Raw genomic sequence first — 23605 nt, forward strand, 5'->3', positions numbered from 1 at the left:
CCCCTGAGTTTCATTTATAGTTTCAAATCTTTATATTCATAAACTTCCTATATATTACTGGGCTTTTGAATGTTCTTTATGATCACATTCACAATGAGATCCACATTTCCCATAAAGTACTGTTGTTTTTTCATCTTCAAAGTGTGCAATTGTTCCTTCACAAACTTGACATACGATTGTTCCCATTTTTCATTTCCCCCTAAGTTTATGGTCCTAAAAACTTTTTCAGCTGCAAGATTCCTATATATTATTGGGCTTTTGTATGCTCCTTGTGATCACATCCGCAAAATTCACATTTCCCGTAAAGTACCGTTACTTTCTCATCCTCGAAGTGTGCAATTGTACTTTCACAATCTTGACATACGATTGTTCCCATTTTTTATTTCCCCCTAAGTTTATAATCCCAAAAACTTTTGTAACCGCTTAACTTTCTGTCTTTATTTTAATATGTTATACTTTTTACGTCAATAGGTTTTTAGTATAACACATTAAAAATTTTATTTTACATTAGTATGAGACAATAACAAAAAAACAGTCATATCTTAATAAGTACGACTGTTCCCTTTTGTTTATTCTTCATATTCAGCATGTAAAGAAGTAGGTGGTACAAGAAACTTAAAGAACTGTGCTAAATCATCCGCCTCCTCCTCCGATTGTAATTTAAAGACCTGTTGTAAATGTTGAACATTATCCACATCATCTTGTCCTAGTAGAGTCGCTCTCCCAGTTTGCATGCACACGACAAGAGGTTTCCCAAAAAACATATTTGTATAAATGACCCCAAAGTCATAACGGTTCTCATGTGTCATAAATCCTAGAAATCGTACCTTCACACTTTCATGCTCATCATACAATTTTTCAAACATTTACTCCCTCCTTTCTTTACAACACTTTCTACTTGTATATATTAAACAAAACGAGGAATGATCCCTTTTTAATTGTCAAAAAATTTACAACAGTGTTAAAATAAATATATATATTACGTCAGGAGGAAAATCTTTATGCAACATGCATTTATTAAACTTGTACCTAAATCTAAACAACAAGCTATCTCATTAGAAGATGTAAAACAACTTTTTCGTTATTATAAAGAAATTACTTCCCAAACCGGTGTGCAAGTTAGCTATGCATATACTAGCGTGGCATTTCCATACGAAATACTTGATACGTCTGATACTACACTTGAGCTAAAATCTAGTCATGATCGATATACTTCTATTTATGTGGGGGTTGGAATAGAAAACGAGCAAGCTTTCGTTCAAATCTCCTTACCTTCTACTGCCACATTTGGAGATAAAGGAAAAGCGAATGAATTCTGCCGTTTTTTAGCCAAGAAATTAGAAGGTGAATTAAGGTTATTTAATGGAAGAACAATGTATTTTTATAAACGCTAACCTGTGAAAAAGAGATATTTAATGAAAAAAAAGAACATACTATTTCCAATGSTGCAACAAACTGCCTCTTTTCTGGAGTGCAACATAAAATGTGCAATAACATAAGCTAAATAAAAAAATATAAAAAAAAGTAATACTTTGTAATGTGCTTTATCACGATTTGATAATAATAACACTAATGAAAACCCGCTCCATATAATAAAATGAAAGATCGAAACAAGTGATATTTTCAAGTCGTTGCCCCCTTTCATATGTCCTAGTTTATTACAATATATATGGGCATTTCAAAAAATCATTACATAATATACGTAAGAAGCATCCTAGCTGCCCTAAATCTAAAGGACAGCTAGGATGCTTCTTCTTTTAAAAAAGATTTTACATATGAGAGCAAAGAACTCCCATTAAACAGATAATATAGTAAGATTAAACTCTTTATATTTCTTTAATTGTGATATAATATTTTACTGACTGCCTATAAACTTACAGAAAGGACTTAACATAAATGGTATTTAGTAACCTCTTATTCTTATGTTTGTTTTTACCTGCAGTGTTATTTGTATATCACACTGTTCGCAAAGAATTGCAAAATATTGTTCTTCTATTATTTAGCTTATTATTTTATGCGTGGGGAGAACCAATATATGTATTTCTCATGCTCTTTTCTATTTTTATAAACTATTGGTTTGGTATTTGGCTTGCCAAAGAAAGAGCAACTATACTTAGTAGAAAAACGCTCTTAACTTTAGCTATTATTATAAACACAGCTATTTTAGGTTATTTTAAATATGCTAATTTCTTAATCGATAATATAAATACAATGTTTCATACAAACATTGTATTAGAAAAGATTCCATTGCCGATTGGTATTTCCTTTTTTACTTTCCACGCTATGAGTTATATCATTGATATATATAAGAAGAAAGTAGATGCGCAGCGTAATATTTTTGATCTCGCATTGTACTTTACTGTTTTCCCTCAATTAGTTGCTGGACCAATCGTTCGTTATAATACAATTTCTCATCAACTACATACCCGAACAGTTGATGCCGATAAATTCTCTGAAGGAGTTCGACGTTTTATCATCGGGTTAGGGAAAAAAGTGTTAATCGCTAATCAATTAGGCGCTATTGCCGATGAAATTTTCGCCATGGATCCAGCAACCATGAGTGTTTCTACCGCTTGGATTGGTGCTATCGCTTATACACTACAAATTTATTTTGATTTTTCTGGGTATAGTGATATGGCAATTGGATTAGGAAAAATGTTTGGATTTGATTTTCTAGAGAATTTCAATTATCCATATATTTCAAAATCTATTTCTGAATTCTGGCGTCGTTGGCACATTTCACTTGGTTCGTGGTTCCGCGATTATGTCTATATTCCACTTGGAGGAAACCGAGTATCCAGCTGGAAAGTCTATCGTAATCTTTTTATCGTATGGGCACTAACAGGTTTTTGGCATGGAGCTAGTTGGACCTTTATGATTTGGGGAATTTATTACGGATGTCTCATTGCTTTAGAAAAAGCCGGTTTTGAGAAAGTGTTGCAAAATATGTGGCGCCCGGTCCAACATATATACGTTATGTTTTTAGTAATCATTGGATGGGTTTTCTTCCGAGCTGATAATTTTGCTTACTGTTTTGAATTTCTCCAAACAATGTTTGGAATAAATGGACCATTAACTGACATTAAGAGTTACTTCTATGTCATGAACTATTGGGGAATTTTTCTCCTGGCAATTGTTACTTCAGCTCCAATTTTTTCTTTGTTGAAAACTATGCTTTCAACAAAAAGGATAGTAATTTTATCTCCACTTTATTATTTAAGTGTGCTAATAATCGTTATGATGTATTTAACAAATGCAACGTATAATCCATTTATTTACTTCCGCTTTTAAAGGAGGGGTAGCTATGAAAAATTTAAACAACCGTATATTAATTACAGGATTTTTAATTGTTATTTTCGGAATGTGTATATGGACTGGAAAAATTATTTACTTGGATAAAAAAACCTTTTCTAATTTTGAAAATAGGGATCTAGCTATTGATCCTGTCTTAACTAAAGATGGTTTAAAATCAGGAAAATACTTCAAAGATACCGAGTTACACTTTACAGATCATATTGCAGGTCGAGATTTCTTTATTGAAATATATACAAATTTACAAATGCACTTCAACCGAACATTTATAAATCAAAAATATGTTGCAAACGATGGTTTTATTCTATCTGAACCAACAAAAACTGATGAACGTGAACAAATGAAGCAATCTGTGAATGAATTAGATAATTTAAGAAATCAGTTTCCAAAAACTGAGTTTTATTTTATGTTAGCACCAAGTAAACTAACGACATTTTCATATAGATATCCACCATACGTAGATCGTGGATATGACCAAAAACATCGCGATTACCTTGTACAAGCATTAAATAATATAAACTTTCCTGTTATCGATGTTCTGCCATTCTTCCAAAAAGAGTTTAGCCGTGAACAGTTAGAAAGTTTATACTTTAAAACAGACCATCATTGGAATATGAAAGGTGCGTTTTATGGATATGAATATGCAATGAATTATATATCTGATCACTCAAAGATATATAAAGATGATAAAGTAAATCGAGATAATTATAAATTCATTACTGAAAAACCTAATGGAGATTTTATTGGAAGTTGGAATAAACAACTGTATAATTTAATAAAAACTCCTGAACAAATCCCTTATGTACAATTAAAGCAAAATCCAAATGCATGGGATGATTATACAGTATATATCGGACCTGTATCTGAGCAATCGACTAAAATGCCAATGAAAGAGTTCTTTGCAATAGATAAAAAACAACCCGCACCAACTTATGCAATGGTCTATCAAAATGACTATGCACAAATTAATATCTTAAATTCGAAAGCAAAAAACAAATTACATGCTGTAGTTATCAAAGATTCTTATGCTGATGCAACATATCCCTTATTTGCTCAGCATTTTGAACAAATAACATTTATCGATCCACGATTTGCAGCTAGTAAAAATATAATAAAAGATCTAAAAGAATTAAATCCTGATGTCATACTATTCCTGTATAATGACTCTAGTATAAGCCCAGAAATGTACCAATTTAAAAATGAACAATAAAAAACAACAAATAAGAGATGACGAAGAATCACCTCTTATTTGTTGTTTTTATTTTCTCCATAGTACACTGAAATTTCATTCAGTCCTCGAGAACTTGGATTTTATAGATCACTTATCTTGACAGCTTCTTTGCTTTCATTAGATGTGCGTTACTACACTACTATCTACGAATGGGAAGATAAAATGTAACTTCTATTAATAACATTATTCTTTCCCCCAATTCAATCCTCTATCTCATCCTAATAACTTTATTTCCTTCTAGCATGAAGATTAAAAAGGCTTACCTAACATAAAAAACCACCTTCTAATATCTAGAAAGTGGTTTTTTATCTATTTCATATTATTTTACAATGTGAATTGGCATTCCAAGAGCAACTTCCGCTGCTTCCATTGTGATTTCACCTAATGTTGGGTGAGCATGGATTGTTTGAGCGATATCTTCAGCTGTCATTCCAGCTTCGATAGCTAAACCAATCTCAGAGATAATATCAGAAGCGCCTGCACCTGCAACTTGTGCACCTACAAGAAGGCCATCTTCTTTACGTGTTACAAGTTGTACGAAACCGTCTGTGCTGTTTAATGATAACGCACGACCGTTTGCAGCGAATGGGAATTTAGAAACCGCTACTTCCATTCCAGCTTCTTGAGCTTGTTTTTTAGTGTAACCAACAGATGCTAATTCTGGATCAGTGAAGCATACTGCAGGAATTCCGATGTAATCGATAGCTGATGCATGTCCACTAATTGCTTCCACAGCTACTTTACCTTCGTAAGAAGCTTTGTGAGCTAATGGTGGTCCAGGAACGATATCACCGATTGCATAGATGTTTGGTACGTTTGTACGGCATTGCTCATCGATTTCGATGATACCGCGGTCAGTCATTTTAATTCCAACTTGCTCAAGACCAATTTCTTGAGTATTTGGACGACGACCTACAGTTACTAATACATAATCAGCTTCTACAGTTTGTACTTCGCCTTTTACTTCGAAGCTAACTTTTACGCCGTTTTCAGTTTCTTCAACGCCTTTAGCCATAGCTTTTGTATGGATGTTTACGTTACCTTTTTTCTGAAGAGCACGTTTAACAACTGTGCTCATTGCTTTTTCGAAACCAGCTAAAATTTCATCGCCAGCTTCTACTACAGTAACTTCAGTACCGAAGTTAGCATATGCAGTTCCTAATTCCATACCGATATAACCGCCGCCGATTACAACAAGTTTTTTAGGAATTTCAGGTAAGCTTAAAGCACCTGTAGAGTTGATAACGCGTTTAGAATATTTGAATCCAGGAATTTCGATTGGTGTAGAACCAGTTGCAAGAACAGCATTTTTAAACGTATAAGTTTGAGCTGCATCTTCAGTCATTACACGTAATGTGTTAGCATCTACGAAGTAAGCTTCACCGCGAATGATTTCAACTTTGTTACCTTTAAGAAGGCCTTCAACACCGCCAGTTAATTTCTTAACTACGCCGTTTTTCCATTCTTGAACTTTTGTGAAATCAACTGTTACGTTCTCAGCAGTGATACCCATGTCATCAGAATGTTTTGCATTCTCATAACGATGACCTGCATTGATTAATGCTTTAGAAGGAATACATCCAACGTTTAAGCATACGCCACCAAGGTTAGCTTTTTCAATAATTGCTACCTTTTGACCTAATTGTGCTGCACGAATTGCTGCAACATATCCACCAGGACCTGCACCAACAACGACTGTATCTAATTCAATTGGGAAATCTCCTACTACCATTGTTATTACGCCTCCATTACTAATAATTGTGGGTCGTTCAATAAACGTTTAATTTGGTTTAATGCTTTTTGAGCAGTTGCGCCGTCAATTAAACGATGGTCAAAGCTTAGAGATAATGCTAATACTGGAGCTGCAACGATTTCACCGTTTTTCACAACTGGTTTCTCAGCGATACGGCCAATACCAAGGATTGCTACTTCTGGGTGATTAATAACTGGAGTGAACCATTGTCCACCTGCAGAACCAATGTTTGTGATTGTGCAAGAAGCACCTTTCATTTCTGCTGGAGCTAAACGACCGTCACGTGCTTTACCAGCAAGCTCATTGATCTCGTTAGAGATTGTGAAGATAGATTTACGATCTGTATCTTTAACAACTGGTACCAATAGACCTTTGTCTGTATCAGCTGCGATACCGATGTTGAAGTAATGTTTATGAACGATTTCTTGAGAAGCATCGTCTAAAGCCGTATTCAACATTGGGAATTCACGTAATGCAGATGTTAAAGCTTTTACAACGTATGGAAGGTAAGTTAATTTAATACCTTTGTCAGCTGCAACTGCTTTGAACTTTTTACGATGAGCAACAAGTTCTGTTACATCTATTTCATCCATTAATGTTACGTGAGGAGCTGTGTGTTTAGAGTTAACCATTGCTTTTGCAATTGCTTTACGGATACCGCTCATTTTCTCACGAGTTTCTGGGTATTCACCAGCTGGAATTGGTTGTGCTTTTGGTGCTTCTTCTTTCGCTGCTGCTGGAGCTTCTACTGCTGGAGCTTCAGTTGCTACTACTGCTTGTCCACCATTTGCAAATGCATCGATGTCAGCTTTTACAACGCGGCCATTTTTACCAGAGCCAGCTACTTTATGAATGTCTACACCTTTTTCACGAGCGTACTTACGTACAGATGGCATAGCAATTACGCGCTCGTTTACTACTTCTTCAGCTGCTGCTGGAGCTGGAGTAGCTGCTGCTGGAGCTTCTGCTTTTGCTTCCTCTGCTTTTGGAGCATCGTCATGGTCGTCACCTTTAAATTTAAGGTTTTCGTATCCAGGAGCATCAAACTTAATTAAAGTATCTCCTACTACTGCAACTGTACCTTCTTCTACAAGTACTTCAAGTACTTTACCTTTAACTGGAGAAGGGATCTCTACAACTGCTTTATCATTTTGTACTTCAAGAAGTACGTCGTCTTCGTTTACTTCATCGCCTGGTTTAATAAACCATTTTACGATTTCACCTTCGTGGATACCTTCACCGATATCTGGTAGTTTAAATTCAAATGCCACGGAATTCAGCCCCCTGATTCATATCATTATTATGGAATAAGCACAAAAGAAATCAGCATGTGCTGATCTCTTTTGCACATGAAAAACTACAATTAGAAGTTCATTACTTTGTTAACAGCTTCAACAATATCTTTATGGTTTGGTAACCATACGCTCTCAGCTTGAGAGAATGGGAATACTGTATCAGCAGCTGCAACACGTACAACTGGAGCTTCTAAGTTTAAGATTGCACGGTCGTTAATTTCCGCTACAACGTTTGCTGCAATACCAGCTTGTTTTTGAGCTTCTTGAACAACAACTACGCGGCCTGTTTTTTCAACAGAAGCAATGATTGTTTCGATATCTAATGGTTGAACTGTACGTAAGTCAACAACCTCTAAAGAGATACCTTCTTTTTCAAGTTCTTCAGCAGCTTTTAATGCAGCGTGAACCATAGCACCGTAAGCGATAACAGATACATCTGTACCTTCACGTTTGATATCAGCTTTACCTAAATCAATTGTGTATTCGCCTTCTGGTACATCTTGACGGAATGAACGGTACAATTTCATATGCTCTAAGTAGATAACTGGATCGTTGTCACGAATCGCAGAGATTAAAAGACCTTTTGCATCGTATGGAGTAGATGGAATAACAACTTTTAGACCAGGTTGTTGAGCCACTAATCCTTCTAAGCTATCAGCATGTAGTTCAGGAGTATGAACACCACCACCGAATGGAGAACGAACTGTTACTGGAGCAGTCCAACGTCCACCAGAACGGTAACGCATACGAGCTAATTGACCAGAAATTGAATCCATTACTTCATAAACGAAACCGAAGAATTGGATTTCTGGAACTGGACGGAATCCTTCAAGTGCAAGTCCAACTGCAAGTCCACCAATACCAGACTCTGCAAGTGGAGTATCCATTACACGGTCTTCACCGAATTCAGCTTGTAAACCTTCAGTAGCACGGAATACACCGCCGTTTACACCAACGTCTTCACCAAACACAAGTACGTTAGGGTCATTTTTCATTTCAACGCGTAAAGCATCAGTGATTGCTTGAATCATTGTCATTTGAGCCATGGCTTACTTCGACTCCTTTTCTTTGTAAATTTCATACTGTTCAGCTAAGTTGTAAGGCATTTTTTCGTACATGATTTCCATTAAATCAGTAACTTTTTGTTTTGGAGCTTGGTCAGCCTTAGCAATTGCTTGTTTGATATCTTCTTTAGCTTCTTCAATTACTTTCTCTTCTACTTCTTGAGACCATAGGCCTTTGTTTTCTAAGAATGCACGGAAGCGTACGATTGGGTCTTTTTGTTCCCATTCGTTTTCGATATCTTTTGTACGGTAACGAGTTGGGTCATCACCAGCCATTGTATGTGGACCATAACGGAATGTTAAAGTCTCGATTAAAGTAGGACCTTCGCCATTTACTGCGCGCTCACGAGCAAAAGCAGTTGCTGCGTATACAGCTAATGGGTCCATACCGTCTACTTGAATTCCGTAAATACCTGCTGCTACTGCTTTTTGCGCTACAGTTTTTGCTGCAGATTGTTTTTCTACTGGAGTAGAAATTGCATAACGGTTGTTTTGAACAACGAAGATTGCTGGAGCTTTGAATGCACCTGCAAAGTTCATACCTTCGTAGAAGTCACCTTGAGAAGCGCCGCCGTCACCTGTGTAAGTAATTGCAACAGATTTTTTACCACGTAATTTCATACCTAACGCAACACCAGCAGTTTGGATGATTTGCGCACCGATGATGATTTGTGGAGCAAGTGCATTTACATTTTCAGGCATTTGGTTACCCATGAAGTGTCCACGAGAGAATAAGAATGCTTGGTATAATGGTAAACCATGCCATACTAATTGTGGAACGTCACGATATCCTGGTAAGATGAAGTCTTCTGCTTCAAGTGCGAAATGACTTGCTAATTGAGAAGCTTCTTGTCCAGCTGTTGGTGCGTAGAAACCTAAACGTCCTTGACGGTTTAAAGAAATAGAACGTTGATCTAGTACGCGAGTATACACCATACGGCGCATTAATTCTTTTAATTGATCATCAGTTAATTCAGGCATTGCTGCTTCATTCACAACTTCGCCTTTTTCATTTAAAATTTGTAATGTTTCAAATTGAGCTGCGATAGCTTTCATTTGCTCATCAACATTAAATAGGGTCTTTTTTGTTTTAGTACCCATTCCGTTCACCTCTTCCTCTCTTGAACCATATTCTGAAACGCTTTCACTAGCAATTAGCTAGAAAGAAAACGCAACCATGTAAACCGACAGGAAACCTCGCCGGTTGAGAATAATTTTGTGTACCTAACAATCTGTACTAATGTTTTTTCAGAAACATATTAATACAATCTTGATCACGTTTTTTAGTTTACAACTATTCTAATCACGATGTCAATTACTTTGGTTACGTTTTTTTTATGAATAACATTGAGGTTTCTACTGTACATAGGTGTTTTCATTTTCACATCTGTATTAGTAAGCAATAACCTACTGTTATATTATTCCCTTTTTAACCATCTTTTCATCGTAGAATAATATGTAAACGATTAATTCTTCTTAGTTTTTCTCTCTTTACAACAAAAATATGCAATCACTTCTTCCTTTTCTAGGCGAATGTCTATACACTCCTAATCACTCTCCCATACATTATAATAACCGCAGTGTTAGCGGGAAATGATGAAGGAGGTCATCTCATGTACGGATACACATATTGCTATCCAACTTGTTCATATCCTTCCTATGGCTATGGAGGTTCTTGCGGAGGAGGATCCGGACGCGGCTTTGCCTTAATCGTTGTATTGTTTATCCTTTTAATTATCGTTGGTGCTGCTTGCATTCGTTAATGTAAAACAAAACAACTATAGAAAGAAACAGGCGGCTATGCCGTCTTTTCTTTTTACTAAACGAACTCTGATGAAGAAAGTGCCGCACCCAGCATACTCTTAATTCGCCCCAATTATATATAGAGGCTATGTACTTTATCATGACTTTTTTCAGCTCCTTTGGTAGACTAAAGGAGAAAGGAGAGATTGTGAATGCTTACAATGAATGATGTAATTCGTGAAGGAAATCCCATTCTACGAGCAGTAGCAGAAGAAGTACCTCTGCCAGCAAGTGAAGAAGATATACGTACTCTTAAAGAAATGATCGAACTTGTAATAAACAGTCAACACCCTGAAATGGTTGAAAAATATAATTTACGTCCAGGAATCGGGATTGCTGCACCACAAATTGGCATTTCAAAAAGAATGATTGCTGTTCATGTTACTGATACAAATGAGACATTATACAGCTATGCTTTATTCAATCCAAAAATTATTAGTCACTCCGTTGAACGTACATACTTATCGGGCGGCGAAGGGTGCCTATCTGTAGATCGTGAAGTTCCCGGCTACGTTCCGCGTTACACACGAATCACAGTTAAAGCGACTACTATCGATGGTGAAGAAGTAAAATTACGTTTAAAAGGGTTACCAGCGATTGTATTTCAACATGAAATTGATCATTTAAACGGCGTAATGTTCTATGACCACATTAATCAAGAAAACCCTTTTGCATCCCCTGATGATGCAAAACCATTCGAAAGATAAAATAACAAAAAAGCAGAAGCTTTAGCTCCTGCTTTTTTTATAATGAAATGGTTCCCATACTCTTTTGTTACAATAAATGAGCCCACTGTAAGCCGTGAAGAATCCCATCTTCACTAACATCTTTCGTCACATAATTAGCAAGTTTTTTCAAATCCTCATGACCATTCCCCATCACAATACCTGTTCCTACCGCTTCAATCATCTCTAAATCATTTAACCCGTCTCCAAAAGCATAGACCTGTTCACGTTTAAATCCTAATTTCTCAATAAACTTTTCAATTCCCTTTGCTTTTGAACCACCATTTGGGATAATGTCCATCGAATACGCATGCCAACGAATAAAGTGAAAATCTGGATAATCATGAAGAAACTTTTCTTCTTCACCTGCTTGGCAAAAAAGAAGCGTTTGATAAATATCACGATTTTCATAAAAACCTGGTTCATATACTGGATGTTCAAACTGCAAACTTCCGAAACTTTCTTTTACATAATCATGATATTCTACTGTTGCCTTCATATCCTTATGATCTAAATAAACAAGCGGGTATCCCTCTTGCTTTGCAAATCTTGTAAATGTATGTAACGTATTAGGATGTAGCGGATTTTTAAATATAACCTCATCTTCAAATACAACATATTGGCCATTAAAACTCACATAATTATGAATATTAAGCTCATTACGAATATCTTCAAACATGAAAGGCGCACGCCCTGTCGCAATTGCCACATGTACTCCTTTTTCTTGCAACATACGCACGGCTTCTCTTGTAGATTGTAGAATTTTTTTATCATGATCTAGTAATGTTCCATCAATATCAAAAAAGACGATTTTATCATTCATTTTCAAAACCCTTTCTAGCCCTTCTATGTTCCTACCTTGACTATTTCTTTTCAAATCCTAAAAAAAAGTATAACATATTAAACATCTGTGAAGAAAGCGTTCACTTCCTAACCTTATTCGCACAATATGCATATACTATCAAAAGAACATTGATGTTTGTTTGAATGAATTTTCTTTTCTAATCTATCTCATACTATATTCATAACTGAGGGGCATACTGCCTGTGAGAGCCAAAAACGTAACATAAGATTACATCTGCACGAGCCAATAAAACCCTTGAATTATCCGGACAGCACTTCCCTCATTTCTCTTCTATGATTTCCTAGTATGTAGAGATGAAGAGTTACTACTGATAAACAAAAAATAAGTATGCATGTTTGAAATAAGGAAAGGAAGGAGTAATCATGCTGAAGAAGCTGAAGAAAAAGTTAAAACGATATTTAAACGATTTAGTCCGTAAAAAGACCATGGCTTAAATCGTGCCCATTTCGGGCTTTTTCTTCATTCTCATTCGAAAAAACATGAAAATCATGACTATTTGCTTTATAATAGGTAACAGATAATGCAAAACATAGACAAGGAGAGGTTTTCCCAATGATTTTTAAAGTATTCTATCAAGAAAAAATGACTGAGGTTCCAGTACGTGAAAATACAAAAGTTTTATATTTAGAAGCAGAATCTCAAAGAGACGTTCGTACAAAATTACAAAAGTTCGCATATAATATTGAGTTTGTCCAATCTGTTACTGGCGCTCATCTTGAATACGAAAAGCAAAATGCTGATTTAACATTAACGGAGATCGTATAATTTATGAAATTCCTAAAAAATGATCAGGCGGCCGTTTTTGCTCTTGGTGGACTCGGTGAAATCGGCAAAAATACATATGCTGTCCAATTTCAAGATGAAATTATTATAATTGATGCTGGAATTAAATTTCCAGAAGACGAACTTCTCGGAATCGATTACGTGATTCCTGATTACACTTATTTTGTACGAAACGAAGATAAAATTAAAGGGTTATTTATCACACATGGTCACGAAGATCATATCGGTGGAATCCCTTATTTATTACGCCTAGTGAACATCCCAATTTATGGTGGGAAATTGGCAATCGCCTTAATTAAAAACAAGTTAGAAGAGCACGGATTACTTCGTAAAGCAAAACTTTACGAAATTCAAGAAGACGATGTTATTAAATTCAAAAAGACATCTGTTTCCTTCTTCCGTACGACGCACAGTATTCCAGATTCATATGGAGTTGTTGTGAAAACACCGCAAGGGCAAATTGTTCATACGGGAGACTTTAAATTTGATTTCACACCAGTAGGGGAACCAGCAGATTTGACAAAAATGGCAGAAATCGGTAAAGATGGTGTCCTTTGTCTCTTATCTGATAGTACCAATAGTGAAGTACCTAACTTTACAATGTCTGAACGCCGCGTCGGTGATAGCATTCAAGATATTTTCCGCAAAGTGGAAGGACGTATTATCTTTGCAACCTTCGCGTCCAATATTCATCGTTTACAACAAGTTGTAGAAGCTGCTGTTGAAAACAATCGTAAAGTAGCTGTATTTGGCCGAAGCATGGAAGCAGCAATTGAGATTGGTCATAATCTTGGTTATATTCGCTGTCCAAAAGATACATTTATAGAAGCGTCTCAACTAAATCGCCTACCAGCTAATAAAGTTGTTATTTTATGCACAGGTAGTCAAGGGGAACCAATGGCAGCACTCTCTCGTATTGCTAACGGTACACATCGTCAAATTCAAATTATCCCTGGTGATACAGTTGTTTTCTCTTCTTCACCAATTCCAGGGAATACAGTTAGCGTAAGCCGTACAATTAATATGTTATACCGTGCTGGTGCTGATGTTATTCATGGTAAACTTTCAAACATTCACACAAGTGGACATGGTGGACAAGAAGAACAGAAGTTAATGCTACGTCTCATTAAACCTAAATACTTTATGCCAATTCATGGTGAATTTCGCATGCAACGTATGCATATGAAATTGGCAAACGATTGTGGTATTCCAGAAGAAAATTGCTTCATTATGGACAATGGTGATGTTCTTGCCTTACGTTCAGATGAAGCAAACGTTGCTGGAAAAATCCCATCCGGCTCTGTTTATATTGATGGAAACGGCATTGGTGATATTGGTAACATTGTACTACGCGACCGTCGTATTCTTTCTGAAGAAGGACTTGTTATCGTAGTTGTCAGCATTGATATGAAAGAATTTAAAGTTGCAGCAGGACCTGATATTATCTCTCGTGGATTCGTTTATATGCGTGAGAGTAGCGATTTAATCAACGATGCACAAACTTTAATTACTACTCATTTAGAAAAAGTAATGGAGCGAAAGACAACACAATGGTCTGAAATTAAAAATGAGATTACAGATACATTAGCACCATTCTTGTATGAAAAAACCAAACGCCGTCCAATGATTTTACCAATCATTATGGAAATATAAAAAAAGGGCAATGCTTGCGAGCATTGTCCTTTTTTATTTCACATTATATCCTATCGTAAGAAGTGCTTAAAACGATTCACTTCATCATCATGACCAATTACAATTAAAATATCTCCTGATTGAATATTTTCTGTAGCTCGAGGAGAAACAATAACTTCCTTCCCTCGCTTAATTGCCACAATGTTTAATCCAAACTTCGCACGAATATCTAGTTCAATTAAAGAGTGGCCATCAATTTTTTTATTTGCGATAATTTCTACAATACTATGCTCATCTGAAAGCTCTAAGTAATCTAATACGTTACTTGAAGCAATATTATTCGCAATTCGTTTTCCCATATCGCGTTCAGGATGGACAATATGATCTGCTCCTATTTTAGTTAACACTTTTTCATGATAATCATTTTGAGCCTTAACAGTAATATTTTTCACGCCTAATTCTTTTAAAATAAGAGTCGTTAAAATACTCGCATTTAAATTGTCACCAATCGCAACAACTACATGATCGAAATTGCGAATTCCAAGGCTCTTTAAGACCATTTCATCTGTTGAATCTGCAATCACTGCATGCGAAGCAATATTTGCAAATTCATTTATCTTGTCTTCATCAGAATCAATTGCCATTACTTCCATACCTAATTGAGCTAATTCACGACAAATACTGCCTCCAAAACGTCCAAGTCCGATGACAGCAAATTCTTTCTCTTTCTCACTCACATGAATTCCTCCAATAACATCAAGTCCTGTCTACTTTTATTGTAGCATACTTTATATTCGCCACAAAGACTAGCAATCAACGTATACTTATTTTTGCTTTTGTATATAGAAATACTGCTGCAAATAAAATGCAATAATACAAATGAGCATACCAAAAACAAATATATTTCCAAACGAACTAAACGTTTGAAACACAAATAATAATGTTTCTTGACCAAAAAAGGCAAATAAGAGCTGTGTAAAAGCAAATAAGAGCGCCCATTTATAATGCTGTTGATGAAATAAATAATGAGTTGCTCCTAAAAATGCACAAAATGAAATAATAAATATCCACCAGGTCTCTAAAAACACTTGCCATCCTGCAAAGTTATATCCATTTACAACAAGTGCAATGATTCCAATGACTAACATCGTGGGAACACTCCAAAATAACGCTCGACTCCGAAAAAATCGAATCCCATTAAAATCACCTTTTTCATTTGCGCAATACGTTAAAAATGCTGTACTTATATACAGGACAGAAAGAATTGTTAATACGATGATTAACCAAAAATGTAACTGATTATATTCATGTTCTATATTCGTAACAATAGCTGCTAACATACTTGGAATCAGCATACCTGTCCATCCGTCAATTTTCCTTTCATTCCAAAACACAGCATTTCCTATTCGAATTCCTAAAAGCATAAAAATAGTGACACCAATTACAAATAATGTTGTCTTATTTCCAACTAGACTTGTCGAAAAGGCAATTAGACCAATAAATAAAAAAAGAACGAATCCATTCATAATCTCTAATACTGGTGATAAATAACCTTTCACCCATTTATATGTTTCTTCATATCCGCGTTTATTCGTTAAGCGATATGCGTAAAAACTTATCCCGAAATAAACTGCTGCAATAATAACATATGCGTATAAAAAGAAACACAAGATTGCACTGCCAATCTGCACCTGATTCCCCACCCTTTTTTCTATATATCACATTGATTTTACACATTTATCGCATAAAAAGTAAACTAAAACATACAGTTCCATTTCCTTCAGTAAGATTTTTATTTCTAAATTAGTATGTACAAGTCCCATTTCTCATTTATCCTACTATTTATAAAGTGAAATTTTAATCAATGGAGGTTGCTTCCCCCCACCTAACTTCATTACTTTCGCTGCATGTTGAGGTGGAGTTCTTACCACCCATGAATAGCGTAATAAAACAAAAACCTCCTAATGAAAAGGAGGCTTTGCACATATCAAAAGAAACTTCTCCTTCCAAGCCATCTAGCATGTAAAGAGAAAGCTTCCCATCTTATTCAGCTTCTTTTTCCGCTTCATCTAACACACGATTTACTCGTTTTGTTAGCATTTTCATTCCACTTCCACCTGCTTGGAAATGACGAAGCACACCATTTTTATCAAATACATAATAAGCTGGTACATATTGATTTTCAAATGCATCGGCAATCTTGTGTTGGTTATCCACCAAAATTGGTTGGGATATTCCGTGCTCTTTTGCAACTGCTTCCACTTGCTCAAGATTTAAATCTTCTTCTGAACGTGGCATATGAACTGCAACAACATTTAACTGCTCTTTATATTCATCACGGAATTTATTAATATCTGGCATTGCTTCTTTACATAAGTGACAACTAACTGACCAGAAATGAATAAGTGTTGGCTTTTCGCCAATTAGTGATTCACGTACTACTTCTCCATTTAACACTGTTGTTGCGCCGTCTAAAGAAGGCATTGGTTGACGTAATTTCATGATTTTCCCCCCTTACGAATGTAGAGAAAGGCCTAACAAAATATTGTTAGACCCTCCTATATTTCACAATAAAATTAAACGTTTAAAGTTGCTTGACCTGGTTTCCAGTTTGCTGGGCAAAGTCCACCAGTTTGAAGAGCTTGAAGAACACGAATTACTTCGTCAACTTCACGGCCAATGTTGTTGTGATGTACAACTTGGTACATTAATTCGCCTTCTGGGCTAATGATGAATAAACCACGAAGTGCGATACCTTCTTCTTCAAGTAATACACCGTAGTCACGAGATACTACATGGTTTGTATCAGCAGCTAGAGGGTATTTTAATTCACCTAAACCGTTTTTCGTACGGTCAGTGTTAATCCAAGCTAAGTGAGTGTGAATTGTATCAGTAGATACACCAATTACTTCTGCATCTAAATCTTCGAACTCATCATAACGATCAGAAAGTGCGATAATTTCTGTTGGACATACGAAAGTGAAGTCCATTGGATAGAAGAAAAGTACCGTCCATTTGTCCTGTTTCATAACCTCTTCAAGACTTACTTTACCAAATTCTTTGTTTGGCATAACAGCGTCCATTTCAAATCGTGGCGCTTGTTTTGCTACCATACGTTCTGCCATATGTATMAACCTCCGTAAATTTTTTATCATATATTGTCTACTCTTGTATTATATAAGAGGAATTAGTTTTTAGTCAATTTTATTTGATAATTATTATAAAACAACTTACTAACAACTTGTTCCTCCACCTACCATTATAAAGTATTGTGTTAGAATTACAAAAAAAATGCATCATAAATTATAATTTTCCACATAAAAAGAACAGGCTTTAACCCCTGTTCCCTTTCCATTTTACATATTGATTTAAAAACGAAATGGTTTGTTCGATTACCTCTTCTTTCGGTTGTAGCTTTGCATGATGTAAACCATATTCTGAGTCTACCCCAAGCCAAAACATAAATCCCGGGATATCACGAAGCATATACCCGAAATCTTCTCCTGTCATCGCCTCTGTACATGTAACAACATTCATATTCGTTTGCTCAGATGCAAACATCATAAACTCTTGCGTTAACTCTTCACGATTATATACTTGATGATACATTGCTCCATAATCAATAACAGCTTCACATTGAAATGCTGCTTCGATACCTGTGACAATCGCTTCTATTCTGCTCTTCACTCGTCTCATCGATTCAACTGATAGTGTTCGAATTGTCCCTTCTAGGCGAGACTTTTCTGCAATAATGTTTTGGACTGTACCACCTGTAATTTTACCAATTGTAATAACCGCACTATCAAGTGGATTCACATTACGACTAACAACCGATTGAAGCTGTGTAACAAGATGACTTGCCGCAACGATCATATCATTCGCAGTATGTGGATATGCTGCATGTCCACCTTTTCCTTTTAAATCAATATATAGTTCCGATGTATTTGCAAATAGTAATCCTTCTTTTGTTGCGATTGTCCCCACTGGATACTCTGGTGCGATATGAAGACCCAGAATGATATCAGGCTTCCACGCTTGTAGTTCTTCGCTTCCTAACATAGGTAAAGCGCCACCTGGTCCTTCCTCCGCTGGTTGAAAAATAACTACAAGGTTATCATCTATCCTGTCATTTACAACCGCTGTTAAGAGTCCTAATCCGATTGTAGCATGCACATCATGACCACATGCATGCATCATTCCTTCATGAATAGAAGCGAATTCATACCCAGTTTCCTCTGAAATCGGTAAACCATCAATATCTGCACGATAACCAATCGTTTTCTTTGGATTTCTGCCATTCACTTTAACGATTACGCCCGTTTTCCATGTTTTAACTTCAATATATTCCTTAGGAAGAGTATAAATATAATCTAAAATATATTGTTGTGTTTTCCATTCCTTAAATCCTAACTCCGGAATCTTATGTAAATCCCTACGAATTTGTACAAATTTACTGACTGTCATGTCTCCACCACCATTTATCTCGCTATTCGCGGGCAGTAAGACCTCCAACTCAAAATTCAGCAAAAGCAAAGAAGTTAGGTGGGTGATCAACTGCCCGTAAAAGTTTCACTTTATAAAAAGCGTAAGAGCTTATTTGCCCTTACGCTTTTGTTCTTTATTTTTCTGGGTTTAATTGACGAAGTTCTTGTTTAATTTCTGTTTTTGCTTTTGTCTTCTCATCAATTTCTTTAATAACACGAGCTGGTGTTCCTGCAACCACTGTATATGGGGGTACATCTTCCGTTACAACTGCACCTGCTGCAACAACCGCGCCTTTACCAACTGTAACACCTTCTAGGACAACTACATTTGCACCAATTACAACGTCATCTTCAACGATAACTGGTTTTGCAGAAGGTGGTTCAATTACACCTGCAAGTACTGCCCCAGCACCAACGTGACAGTTTTTACCTACTGTAGCACGTCCGCCAAGCACTGCATTCATATCAATCATTGAACCTTCACCGATTACTGCACCGATATTAATCGTTGCATTCATCATAATAACTGCATTATCACCGATCTCAACATGGTCACGAATAATTGCACCTGGTTCAATACGAGCTTTAATACCTTTTAAATCAAGCATTGGAATAGCAGAATTACGACGGTCGTTTTCAACAACGTAATCTACAACGTGCTTTTTATTGTCTTCAAGAATTGTCTTAATCTCAGACCACTCTCCAAATAAAACACCAGCTTTTTTATTTACAAATGCTTGTACTGTTTCAGGGAATGTTACTTCTTTTAAATCCCCTTTTATGTATACCTTTACAGGAGTTTTCTTCTCGCTTTTTTGAATAAACGAAATAATTTCGTTTGCATCCATCATTTTCATGCTTGTTGCCTCCTAAATCCATTTATAATGTTACTCTACCAAACGAAAGAGCTACTAGCAAGACAATAATCTTATTTTCCCATTTGAATTTCTTCTATAATATCTAAAAATGCTTGCACTTGCTTAAGTTGCCTTGCAGAATCGCTTGTCAATAACCACGTTTCTCGAGTCAATTTAACAGGCGTTTTATATGTCTTTTCTCTTACTTCTTTTAACACAGTAGAAGGCAACAGTGCATAACCAATTCCATTTAAAACGAGCTGCTTACATGTTTCAATTTGATCAACTACAATCGTTCGTTTAGGAGGATTAGAAAATAAACTATACCACCAATTTTGTATTTGTCCATAGTATGTGGAATCGCTTTTAAATTGTATAAACGGTCTGTTTGTATCTTTCAACATAGAAATATCTTTAATTTCTGTGTCAACTAAATACAGCTCATCCTCAAATAATTGCTGTTTATACCCTTTATATTCTTGTTTCCCTCGTAGTATAGCTACATGAACATCCCCTTCATAAAATTGCTTCTGTACTTCACTACTCCATCCTGTGAAAAGGGAAATTTTAACAAATGGATATTTTTGTACAAACCGCTTTAAAACAGGTGGTAACCAATATTGTCCAATCACAGATGCCACAGCTATCTTTAATGTCCCATATGTTTCCGTACGATAGATTGCTAATTCACTTTTAATTGCCTCTTCCCTTTGCAACATATCTTTCGCATAATTGGCCACTTTTTCCCCTTCTGGTGTAATTGTCAGGCCTTTTTGAGAACGGATAAAAAATTTCATTCCCCACTGTTTTTCCATTGATTGTAATCGTTGACTGAGTGCAGGTTGTGAAACGAATAAGCGCTCCGCAGCTTTTCTCATATTGGATTCCTGTGCTAAAACAACCATCATTTGAAAATCATCAATTTGCAACTTTCTCCCTCTTTCCTTATCTTACATGTAACCATCTAACCTCAATATATATGTTGCACTATTCTCTAACATGCGATATTTAATTTTTATTTTTAAGAAGCTTGGATAAATTGGCATTTCACTTAACCTTTTATACTTGTTGACGCTGTTCCCTATACACAATGGAAAAGAGACGCATGATAAAAAAGCGACTTCTTTTTTATTCGAAGTCGCTTACCCTTCTTTATCGATTATACTGTCTTACTTTTTTGTTCAACAATTTTAAAATAGCACGCCTTGTTAAAATTCCTTCAAAGTACCCGTCATTGTTTACAGCACAAATAAATGGATGATCAATTGTCATTTCTAACGCTTTAGCAAATGAATCTTCAAGTCCAAGATTCGGAATGTCCTTTTTCATTACATTCTCCACTTTCATATCCTCAAGCTTTTCAAATTCAATGCGTTCTAACCCTAAAATACCATCCAAAATCATCGCAGTACTTATTAATCCATGCAATTTATACATGGGATCTAAAACAGGAATTGCAGAATATCCAGACTTTACAAGAACAAGTAAAGCATGTTCTAAGCTATTTCCAATTTGAACATGTGCAACTTTTTCTGATGAAATCATTAAATCCTTTACAAGAACTTGTTGAAACTCATCTTTCGGAATACTAATCATTTTATATCCCCCACTTTTTCTCCCTTTTTCCTGCTAACATGATCTCCAATAGACTATTCATAAGAACCTTACTGTTCGAAGTTAATCATATCCACGGCTAAAAGTTTCACTTTATTTCCCATTTCTACTCATATCTTATGATAGCGTTTTCATATTATTATTTTGTCCTTATTTATTACAACAAAAAATAATGATACACAGTTCATTTTACCATAGAACACAAAAAAAAGACTACCTTTATGGTAGCTCTTAGTATCCTTCATTTTTTAATCGATTAAACAACCTTGTAATTCTTCTATATTGGGAAATATCCGCTTTTTTTAAACCAATTTCAATATCTGTAAGCTCAACAGCTAGAATTTCAGTAGCGTAGTTTTGACGAAATAAAATATCTAACAGCAAGCTTTTTTCTTCGTTTGTTAAAGTAACTTTCGTCTGCATATACTCCTCTCCTTATGCTTTTTTCTTATTATTTATTATATAAAATATCTGCTTAGTTTAATAGATAAAAATTCAGTTTTTTACTTTGTATATCGATTTGCATAACTAAAAGCTGCATAAGCATCAGGTTTAATTTTTGCAGTCAGCCCCATCGCCTTCACCTTCATYGTCATATCYRAAATAAATTCTTTTGTTAAWCCATCATTYCCKATATCCAARTGAATTTCCATTAYRAATCCWGCTCCWTCWTGAGCGTATGGATGTAAAATCTCCCATACCCGCCTTATATGTTCCGGTGTAAACAAACAGGCGAYTTCTTGACTAAACTGTGTTTCTAAATATATTTTCTCACGTAAGGTAGGTGGTCTTTTATGTACTGCTTTATGTTTTAAACATCCCCATGCTCCTTTCCCAACACGATGAATGTGCACTGCCGTAATAAAACGAGTATATTTTTGATGTGCTTGTGAATCAGTTCCAATAGACAGTCGATATAAATTGCGTGGATCTCTTTTAATAAAATTACAGATGCGTGAGAACACCGTTTCAAAATTCATATTCCTCTCTGATACATTATAAAATGGATGCTCACCGTCCACATAGTCACGTCCCTTCGATTAGACAGACTTTTTGCATTCTCATTGTATGGGACAAAAGAGGAAAATATGACTTTATTATCCTTTACTTGTTTCTATATTTCGGATGGAATACTTACATGCTGGACAAGTATAAATTACATTCTGATTAGACTGAGCTGTTAGCACACGATCAATTTCAAATGACATATGACATTTTGGACAAACAACAATTGGTAATCGTTCCACACTCCACATTCCCTTCAAACTTTTAATACCAGTGTAGGAAGAACCAAAAAATCTTATACATATAAAGTGAAACTTCCATTAAGCTTTTACAGATCGTTATCTCCACATATCTTCTTTAATTCCTTATCCTCTTACTACCCATTAATGAAGAATGAAGTTATTATTAAAATCACCAAAAAAGGTACCGCTTCTCGCGGTACCTTTTTTGTATGTATCAAGAAATAATATCGTAGATCTCAATTGCAACCATATCAATATTATCGAATTGATACACTTGTGGCTTTTCGCCTTGCTGATACACTTCTAACTCATACATTTCACTTTTATCGAAAAATTTCACGCTACATTTGCGTTCACCGTTCACTTCAAAATAGCGTTGTGCTACTTCACCGCTTTCAGCTTGTTCTTGTAGACTAACAAGTCGAGTTAAAATTCCTTGGAGTAGAGACATGAAATCTCCCCTTTCTCTAATCTTCCTATCAATAGGTTTTACAGCTATACTCATTCTATCCGTCATAACAGAAAAAATGTTCCACACTCTAGGATAAAGCTTCTTGACGAGAAACTCAACTAAAATTTGTCGAAAAAAGAAGTAAAAAGCAAAAAGGAAATCTTTTTTCTTCCTTTATTGCGGTTTTTGTAGCTGCGGAATATAATAAAAAGCAGAAAAAGAGGAGGATTTATAATGAAAAAAATAGAGGTTTATACACAACCAGATTGCCCACCATGTACCATTGTAAAAGAATTCTTAAAACACAACAATATAACATACAAGGAATTTGATGTCAAAAAGGATAGCGCTGCTCGCAACCGTCTTTTATATGACTATAACTCATACTCAACTCCAACCGTTGTCATTGATGGGGAAGTTGTCTCTGGTTTTCAAATTGAAAAATTACAACAGTTACTAAATCTAGAAAAGGAATAGGCAATGATTCAC

29 protein-coding genes are annotated in these 23605 nt (G+C 35.6%); 8 read left to right on the top strand and 21 right to left on the bottom strand.

Translation table 11 applies throughout. From position 1 onward, the window contains the following. Positions 1-54 precede the first annotated feature (54 nt). From AC1DIT_RS00460 to AC1DIT_RS00470, 3 genes are all read right to left on the bottom strand, one after another. Complete coding sequence (locus tag AC1DIT_RS00460) at positions 55-186, bottom strand: GapA-binding peptide SR1P (RefSeq protein ID WP_016116073.1); 132 nt, start codon at positions 184-186, stop codon at positions 55-57. A 61-nt stretch (positions 187-247) separates the two neighbouring features. Then, positions 248-376 carry a GapA-binding peptide SR1P gene (locus tag AC1DIT_RS00465; protein ID WP_003199961.1) on the bottom strand — a complete coding sequence of 43 codons (129 nt, stop codon included), beginning with the start codon at positions 374-376 and terminating at the stop codon, positions 248-250. A gap of 193 nt (positions 377-569) precedes the next feature. Next, the gene (locus AC1DIT_RS00470; RefSeq protein WP_003199960.1) at positions 570-866 is read right to left on the bottom strand and encodes a DUF3055 domain-containing protein; all 297 of its coding nucleotides are present in this window, start codon (positions 864-866) and stop codon (positions 570-572) included. A gap of 135 nt (positions 867-1001) precedes the next feature. Between AC1DIT_RS00470 and AC1DIT_RS00475 the strand changes: the two genes are divergently transcribed. Beyond that, positions 1002-1394: a DUF1885 family protein gene (locus AC1DIT_RS00475; protein WP_016116074.1), complete on the top strand. Its 393-nt coding sequence runs from the start codon at positions 1002-1004 to the stop codon at positions 1392-1394. On the opposite strand, the gene AC1DIT_RS00480 is transcribed toward AC1DIT_RS00475, so the two are convergent. Beyond that, positions 1391-1627 carry a hypothetical protein gene (locus AC1DIT_RS00480; RefSeq protein WP_476997998.1) on the bottom strand — a complete coding sequence of 79 codons (237 nt, stop codon included), beginning with the start codon at positions 1625-1627 and terminating at the stop codon, positions 1391-1393. The two genes, AC1DIT_RS00475 and AC1DIT_RS00480, sit on opposite strands and share 4 nt — an antisense overlap. A 269-nt stretch (positions 1628-1896) precedes the next feature. Between AC1DIT_RS00480 and AC1DIT_RS00485 the strand changes: the two genes are divergently transcribed. After that, the gene (locus tag AC1DIT_RS00485) at positions 1897-3291 is read left to right on the top strand and encodes an MBOAT family O-acyltransferase (RefSeq protein WP_016116075.1); all 1395 of its coding nucleotides are present in this window, start codon (positions 1897-1899) and stop codon (positions 3289-3291) included. Between the two features lie 13 nt (positions 3292-3304). Further along, a complete protein-coding gene (locus tag AC1DIT_RS00490) occupies positions 3305-4522 on the top strand; it encodes an alginate O-acetyltransferase AlgX-related protein (protein WP_016116076.1) in 1218 nt (405 codons plus the stop codon). Positions 4523-4862: 340 nt separating this feature from the next. Here AC1DIT_RS00490 and lpdA read toward each other — a convergent pair whose 3' ends face one another. From lpdA to pdhA, 4 genes are all read right to left on the bottom strand, one after another. After that, entirely contained in the window at positions 4863-6275 is a 1413-nt protein-coding gene (lpdA, locus tag AC1DIT_RS00495) for a dihydrolipoyl dehydrogenase (protein WP_016116077.1), read from the bottom strand. 5 nt (positions 6276-6280) lie between these two features. Further along, entirely contained in the window at positions 6281-7567 is a 1287-nt protein-coding gene (locus tag AC1DIT_RS00500; protein ID WP_016131898.1) for a dihydrolipoamide acetyltransferase family protein, read from the bottom strand. Positions 7568-7659: 92 nt separating this feature from the next. Then, a complete protein-coding gene (gene pdhB / locus AC1DIT_RS00505; RefSeq protein WP_000068166.1) occupies positions 7660-8637 on the bottom strand; it encodes a pyruvate dehydrogenase complex E1 component subunit beta in 978 nt (325 codons plus the stop codon). 3 nt (positions 8638-8640) lie between these two features. After that, positions 8641-9756, bottom strand: a complete 1116-nt coding sequence (gene pdhA, locus AC1DIT_RS00510; RefSeq protein ID WP_000536894.1) for a pyruvate dehydrogenase E1 component subunit alpha — start codon at positions 9754-9756, stop codon at positions 8641-8643. Positions 9757-10268: 512 nt separating this feature from the next. Between pdhA and AC1DIT_RS00515 the strand changes: the two genes are divergently transcribed. Together AC1DIT_RS00515 and def are read left to right on the top strand one after the other, a co-directional pair. Beyond that, complete coding sequence (locus tag AC1DIT_RS00515; RefSeq protein ID WP_018764787.1) at positions 10269-10418, top strand: YjcZ family sporulation protein; 150 nt, start codon at positions 10269-10271, stop codon at positions 10416-10418. A gap of 192 nt (positions 10419-10610) precedes the next feature. Then, positions 10611-11165 (top strand): peptide deformylase, encoded by a 555-nt coding sequence (gene def, locus AC1DIT_RS00520; RefSeq protein WP_003199945.1) that lies wholly within the window; start codon positions 10611-10613, stop codon positions 11163-11165. A 67-nt stretch (positions 11166-11232) separates the two neighbouring features. On the opposite strand, the gene AC1DIT_RS00525 is transcribed toward def, so the two are convergent. Next, complete coding sequence (locus tag AC1DIT_RS00525) at positions 11233-12006, bottom strand: Cof-type HAD-IIB family hydrolase (RefSeq protein ID WP_016116079.1); 774 nt, start codon at positions 12004-12006, stop codon at positions 11233-11235. 594 nt (positions 12007-12600) lie between these two features. Here AC1DIT_RS00525 and AC1DIT_RS00530 point away from each other — a divergent pair. Both AC1DIT_RS00530 and rnjA read left to right on the top strand, forming a co-directional pair. Continuing rightward, positions 12601-12813, top strand: a complete 213-nt coding sequence (locus tag AC1DIT_RS00530) for a DNA-dependent RNA polymerase subunit epsilon (protein WP_016116080.1) — start codon at positions 12601-12603, stop codon at positions 12811-12813. Positions 12814-12816: 3 nt separating this feature from the next. Next, on the top strand, positions 12817-14484 hold the full coding sequence (gene rnjA / locus AC1DIT_RS00535) for a ribonuclease J1 (RefSeq protein WP_016133228.1): 1668 nt from the start codon (positions 12817-12819) through the stop codon (positions 14482-14484). 50 nt (positions 14485-14534) lie between these two features. On the opposite strand, the gene AC1DIT_RS00540 is transcribed toward rnjA, so the two are convergent. From AC1DIT_RS00540 to AC1DIT_RS00595, 12 genes are all read right to left on the bottom strand, one after another. After that, positions 14535-15200, bottom strand: a complete 666-nt coding sequence (locus AC1DIT_RS00540; protein ID WP_003199938.1) for a potassium channel family protein — start codon at positions 15198-15200, stop codon at positions 14535-14537. Positions 15201-15287: 87 nt separating this feature from the next. Continuing rightward, entirely contained in the window at positions 15288-16154 is an 867-nt protein-coding gene (locus tag AC1DIT_RS00545) for a cytochrome d ubiquinol oxidase subunit II (protein WP_016116081.1), read from the bottom strand. A gap of 352 nt (positions 16155-16506) precedes the next feature. Then, positions 16507-16965 (bottom strand): TlpA disulfide reductase family protein, encoded by a 459-nt coding sequence (locus AC1DIT_RS00550; RefSeq protein WP_016116083.1) that lies wholly within the window; start codon positions 16963-16965, stop codon positions 16507-16509. Between the two features lie 74 nt (positions 16966-17039). Further along, positions 17040-17588, bottom strand: coding sequence for a peroxiredoxin (locus tag AC1DIT_RS00555; RefSeq protein ID WP_003199933.1), 549 nt, complete (start codon positions 17586-17588; stop codon positions 17040-17042). Between the two features lie 208 nt (positions 17589-17796). Then, positions 17797-18927 (bottom strand): N-acetyldiaminopimelate deacetylase, encoded by a 1131-nt coding sequence (locus AC1DIT_RS00560; RefSeq protein WP_016116084.1) that lies wholly within the window; start codon positions 18925-18927, stop codon positions 17797-17799. A 154-nt stretch (positions 18928-19081) separates the two neighbouring features. Continuing rightward, positions 19082-19804, bottom strand: coding sequence for a 2,3,4,5-tetrahydropyridine-2,6-dicarboxylate N-acetyltransferase (gene dapD / locus AC1DIT_RS00565; RefSeq protein ID WP_016131899.1), 723 nt, complete (start codon positions 19802-19804; stop codon positions 19082-19084). A 71-nt stretch (positions 19805-19875) separates the two neighbouring features. Beyond that, complete coding sequence (locus AC1DIT_RS00570) at positions 19876-20712, bottom strand: LysR family transcriptional regulator (RefSeq protein WP_229161854.1); 837 nt, start codon at positions 20710-20712, stop codon at positions 19876-19878. A gap of 244 nt (positions 20713-20956) precedes the next feature. Next, positions 20957-21400: a cyclic-di-AMP-binding protein CbpB gene (gene cbpB / locus AC1DIT_RS00575; RefSeq protein WP_003199926.1), complete on the bottom strand. Its 444-nt coding sequence runs from the start codon at positions 21398-21400 to the stop codon at positions 20957-20959. Between the two features lie 249 nt (positions 21401-21649). Continuing rightward, positions 21650-21841, bottom strand: a complete 192-nt coding sequence (gene abbA, locus AC1DIT_RS00580; protein WP_016116087.1) for an antirepressor AbbA — start codon at positions 21839-21841, stop codon at positions 21650-21652. A gap of 80 nt (positions 21842-21921) precedes the next feature. Continuing rightward, entirely contained in the window at positions 21922-22440 is a 519-nt protein-coding gene (locus AC1DIT_RS00585; protein ID WP_476997999.1) for a ribonuclease H-like YkuK family protein, read from the bottom strand. Between the two features lie 75 nt (positions 22441-22515). Then, complete coding sequence (locus AC1DIT_RS00590; RefSeq protein WP_077293847.1) at positions 22516-22665, bottom strand: hypothetical protein; 150 nt, start codon at positions 22663-22665, stop codon at positions 22516-22518. Positions 22666-22879: 214 nt separating this feature from the next. Then, positions 22880-23116, bottom strand: coding sequence for a YkuJ family protein (locus tag AC1DIT_RS00595; RefSeq protein WP_000055151.1), 237 nt, complete (start codon positions 23114-23116; stop codon positions 22880-22882). A 234-nt stretch (positions 23117-23350) separates the two neighbouring features. On the opposite strand from AC1DIT_RS00595, the gene AC1DIT_RS00600 reads away from it, so the two are divergent. After that, a complete protein-coding gene (locus tag AC1DIT_RS00600) occupies positions 23351-23593 on the top strand; it encodes a glutaredoxin family protein (RefSeq protein ID WP_016116089.1) in 243 nt (80 codons plus the stop codon). Positions 23594-23605 lie beyond the last annotated feature (12 nt).

This window comes from Bacillus sp. 05T22 (assembly GCF_056396765.1).